This window comes from Kitasatospora sp. NPDC057512, from assembly GCF_042802135.1.
Lineage (GTDB): Bacteria > Actinomycetota > Actinomycetes > Streptomycetales > Streptomycetaceae > Kitasatospora.
Genome location: NZ_JBHVET010000864.1, coordinates 1 through 3,225, shown reverse-complemented (window position 1 = coordinate 3,225; position 3,225 = coordinate 1). Strand labels below are relative to the sequence as shown.

The 3,225-nt window shown below is 68.1% G+C and carries 6 protein-coding genes; 4 read left to right on the top strand and 2 right to left on the bottom strand.

Translation table 11 applies throughout. The features are described from left to right. Positions 1-37 precede the first annotated feature (37 nt). Both ACFU6K_RS34945 and ACFU6K_RS34940 read right to left on the bottom strand, forming a co-directional pair. Positions 38-238, bottom strand: coding sequence for a DUF397 domain-containing protein (locus tag ACFU6K_RS34945; RefSeq protein ID WP_380670029.1), 201 nt, complete (start codon positions 236-238; stop codon positions 38-40). 10 nt (positions 239-248) lie between these two features. After that, entirely contained in the window at positions 249-1,133 is an 885-nt protein-coding gene (locus tag ACFU6K_RS34940; RefSeq protein WP_380670027.1) for a helix-turn-helix domain-containing protein, read from the bottom strand. Between the two features lie 183 nt (positions 1,134-1,316). On the opposite strand from ACFU6K_RS34940, the gene ACFU6K_RS34935 reads away from it, so the two are divergent. The 4 genes from ACFU6K_RS34935 to ACFU6K_RS34920 form a co-directional block, all read left to right on the top strand. Then, on the top strand, positions 1,317-1,682 hold the full coding sequence (locus ACFU6K_RS34935) for an ATP-binding protein (protein WP_380670025.1): 366 nt from the start codon (positions 1,317-1,319) through the stop codon (positions 1,680-1,682). Continuing rightward, positions 1,679-1,933 (top strand): hypothetical protein, encoded by a 255-nt coding sequence (locus ACFU6K_RS34930; RefSeq protein ID WP_380670023.1) that lies wholly within the window; start codon positions 1,679-1,681, stop codon positions 1,931-1,933. The genes ACFU6K_RS34935 and ACFU6K_RS34930 overlap by 4 nt, the downstream gene beginning before the upstream one ends. Positions 1,934-2,038: 105 nt before the next feature. Then, positions 2,039-2,365 (top strand): hypothetical protein, encoded by a 327-nt coding sequence (locus ACFU6K_RS34925; protein WP_380670021.1) that lies wholly within the window; start codon positions 2,039-2,041, stop codon positions 2,363-2,365. Positions 2,366-2,400: 35 nt separating this feature from the next. Beyond that, on the top strand, positions 2,401-3,225 hold an 825-nt coding region (locus ACFU6K_RS34920), incomplete at its 3' end, for a GNAT family N-acetyltransferase (RefSeq protein WP_380670019.1).

The following is a 3,225-nucleotide window of genomic DNA, read 5'->3' as shown; positions in this document are numbered from 1 at the left end:
GGATGGCGGTATCGCCATCCCGCCCCCGTCGCGTGGTTCAGATGAGGTGGTCGAACTCGCCGGCCTTGGCGCTGAGAAGGAAAACCCGGAGCTTGGTGGTCGAGGTGGTGATGATGGTGGAAGGGTCGTCCGACTCCCGGAGGTAACGGAGTTCGTCGGCTCCGACTGCGAGTTGAACGCAGTTGCCGCCCTCGTTCGATCCACTGAACGATGACTTTTGCCAACGGAGTTCGGACATTGGGCGCCTTTCAAGCTTGCAACAAGTAGAGAAGATGTCGAATGAGTCCCCACGAGTCGCGTGAGGAGGGCGTCGTCAGGGACTGGTCGACAGGTGGCAAGGCCAGCTCGCTCAGCTGGTTGAAGGTCCTACGGTAGATCTCGATCGAATGCTGGTCGCCAAGATACTCGGTGTGGCTTGGGTGATCCACGACGACCGTGGAGAGCGCCTGAGCTCCGGGATCGAATAGCACGAACGGGCCGGTGGAGGGCGGCTTCTGCGCGGCGGTGAACGGCAAGACTTGAATGCTGATGTTCGGCAGCTCAGAGATTTCCAGCAGGTGCACAAGCTGCTGCCTCATGACTGCATCGCCAGGGAATCGCATTCGCAACGCTGTCTCATGGATGACGAATCGGAACTCGCGGCGTGGCAAGTCTGTGAGAATGCGCTGCCGTTGCTTTCGGAACTCGATCTCGGCTTCGACATCCAACTTACGATGCTGGTCGGCATCTTCGAAGATCGCTTCGATGTAGGCAGGCACCTGGAGAAGACCAGGGACGTAGAACGTCTCGAAGTTGTCCATCGAGGCTGCGCTGTGATCGGCTTCTGCGAGATCAAGTAGCAGGGTCGGAACCCGGTCGGCGAAGTTGGTCCACCAGCCCTTCCCACTGCTCCGCCCCATATCGGCGAGCTTTGCGCGGTAGGCCGGGTCTGTGCAGCCGTACGCATCGAGCCAGGTCTCAAGGCGTTCGGGGTTGAGGGTGATCCGACCGGCTTCGGTGTGGCTCACCGCCGGACCCTTCATCCCTACAAGCGCGCCGGCCTCCGGCGCGGACAACCCGGCTGCCGTGCGCAGGCGTTGCAGTTCCTCGCCGAAACGCCGTTGACGCTGGCTGATCGGCCCCTTGTATGCCACTGGCGGTCCCTCCTCGTCGGTGAAGTGTTTCGCATGGGGTGGGTGGCTTGCCAGCGCGATTGTATGCATCGTTGCTAGTTCGATTGCATGGATGGCATCCGATCCCCTACCGTCAGTGTTGCACCGATCACACGGTGAAGCGTCACCTTCGTCGATTCCCCTCTTCCTCCCCTGGGGTCTCTCATGCGTGCCTGCAACCTTCCGGACTGCTCCACCGCTCGTACCGAGCTCACCGACCTCCTCGCGTCGGCCGGGTGGCGACCGTCCGTCATCTCCGACGCCGAACTCGCCCTCCACGAAGTCTTCGTCAACGCCTGGCGGCACGGTGGCACCCCTGCGCCCATGGTCGTGCTGGCCCTCACCGGCCCCCGTCTGCGGGTCTCGGTCGCCGACAACAACCCGATCTTCCCCACCGTCCACCTCCCCACGGACCCGCTCGCCTCCTCCGGCCGGGGCCTCTTCCTCGTCCGTGCCCTCACCCACCGCCTCGGCGCCGAGCCCCGCAAGACGGGCAAGGTCGTCTGGTTCGAACTGGAGGCCTCCGCGTGAACCGCCGCCGCTTCCCCATGCAGCCCACCGACCCCCGCATCCGGGGCTACACCGAGGACCAGGTTCGCATCCTCCTCGCCGAACTCCAGGAGCGCGGCCGCGCGTTCGGCCTGCTCTTCCCCTCCGCCACCACGGACACGACCATGGACGGCCGCGTCCTGGTCGCCTTCAACACGGCGCCGGCGTCGACCTTGATGAACCTCCTCACCCTCCTCTTCGACGCCGACCGCGAGCGCTCGTGCGGGTCCTGACCGCCGCCGCCTTCCTCTCCCTCCTCGCCCTGGCGTTCGCCACCGTCGCCCTGGGCGTCGTCACCACGCTCAAGCTTGCAAAGCCCGCCCAAGAGGAGACCTGACGTGCCCGACCCCGTCCTCGACCCGGCCGCCGACCCCGACGTCGCCAACGCCCTCGCCGCCTCCCACTACGCCGTCGCCGCGGCCTTCAACTCCCTCTTCGGCGTCGCCGTCGCCCCGCCCGTCCCCGACGACTTCGACTGGCCCAGGCTCGAAACCTTCGTCCACGACCTCGGCTTCGCCGCCGACGACTCCGACACCGCCCTCAACCTCTACCGCCTGCTCTTCGCCGTCCAGCGCGTCGCCTACCGTGAGGCCGCCGGCCGCAACTCGCCGTGGCAGGCCACCCGCCTGAACCCCCGCGCCCCCGAAGGACCGGGCCCGCAGTAGACGGCCGCGCCGCAGCCGGCTGGCAGCATGTCCCCATGAACGCAGTGGACTTCGGCGACTTCGTCGTTCGGCGCGGCACCGAGTCGGATGCGGACGCGCTGATCCGTATCGACTCGGTCGCCCTCGGAGGCGACGAGGAGCGGGCGGCGAGCATCCGCAGGTGGTGCCAGCAGGGCCAAGCCCCGGTCCTTGTGGCCGAAGACGCGTCCGGCCTCCTCGGCTACTGCGTCACCGAGTACACGTTCTTCGAGCAGGGCTTCGTCACGATGCTGATGGTCTCGTCCTCCGCGCGCGGCAGGGGCGTCGGCCGTCGGCTGCTGGACGCCGTGGCGGCCTCCTGCGAGACCCCGAGGCTGTTCACCTCGACCAACGTCTCCAACCAGCCGATGCGGCGGCTCCTGCACCGGGCCGGGTGGCAGCCGGTCGGCCTCGTCCAGGGCCTCGACGAGGGCGATCCGGAACTGTTCCACCTGTACCGGCCGCAGGCGTCCCCGCCGGGTCCTCCCTCGCGGACAGAGGCCGAGGCCGAGGCAGGGGCCCGCCTCGACAGCGCCTGGGAGTGGTGGAGCGCCGCCATCGAGGACGCCCAGGAGGGCCACTGGATCCGCACCCCCGTCGAGCGCCGGGTGCTGGACGACCTCGCCGCCGCGACCGTCGGACTCGGGTACCTGGACCCGTCCGTCGAACTCCCCCTGCGCAACCGCCTCTGCCGCATCGCCACCTGGGCGGGCGCGGTGCGGCTCGCCGCCCGGGCCGGTGGGTGGGAGCTCGCCCCCGTCACCGGAGCGACCCCGCCCCGCCCGGCGGGGATGGCCGAACTGCTCTCTGCCGTCCACGCGGTGGGGGAGCAGGGCGAGGCC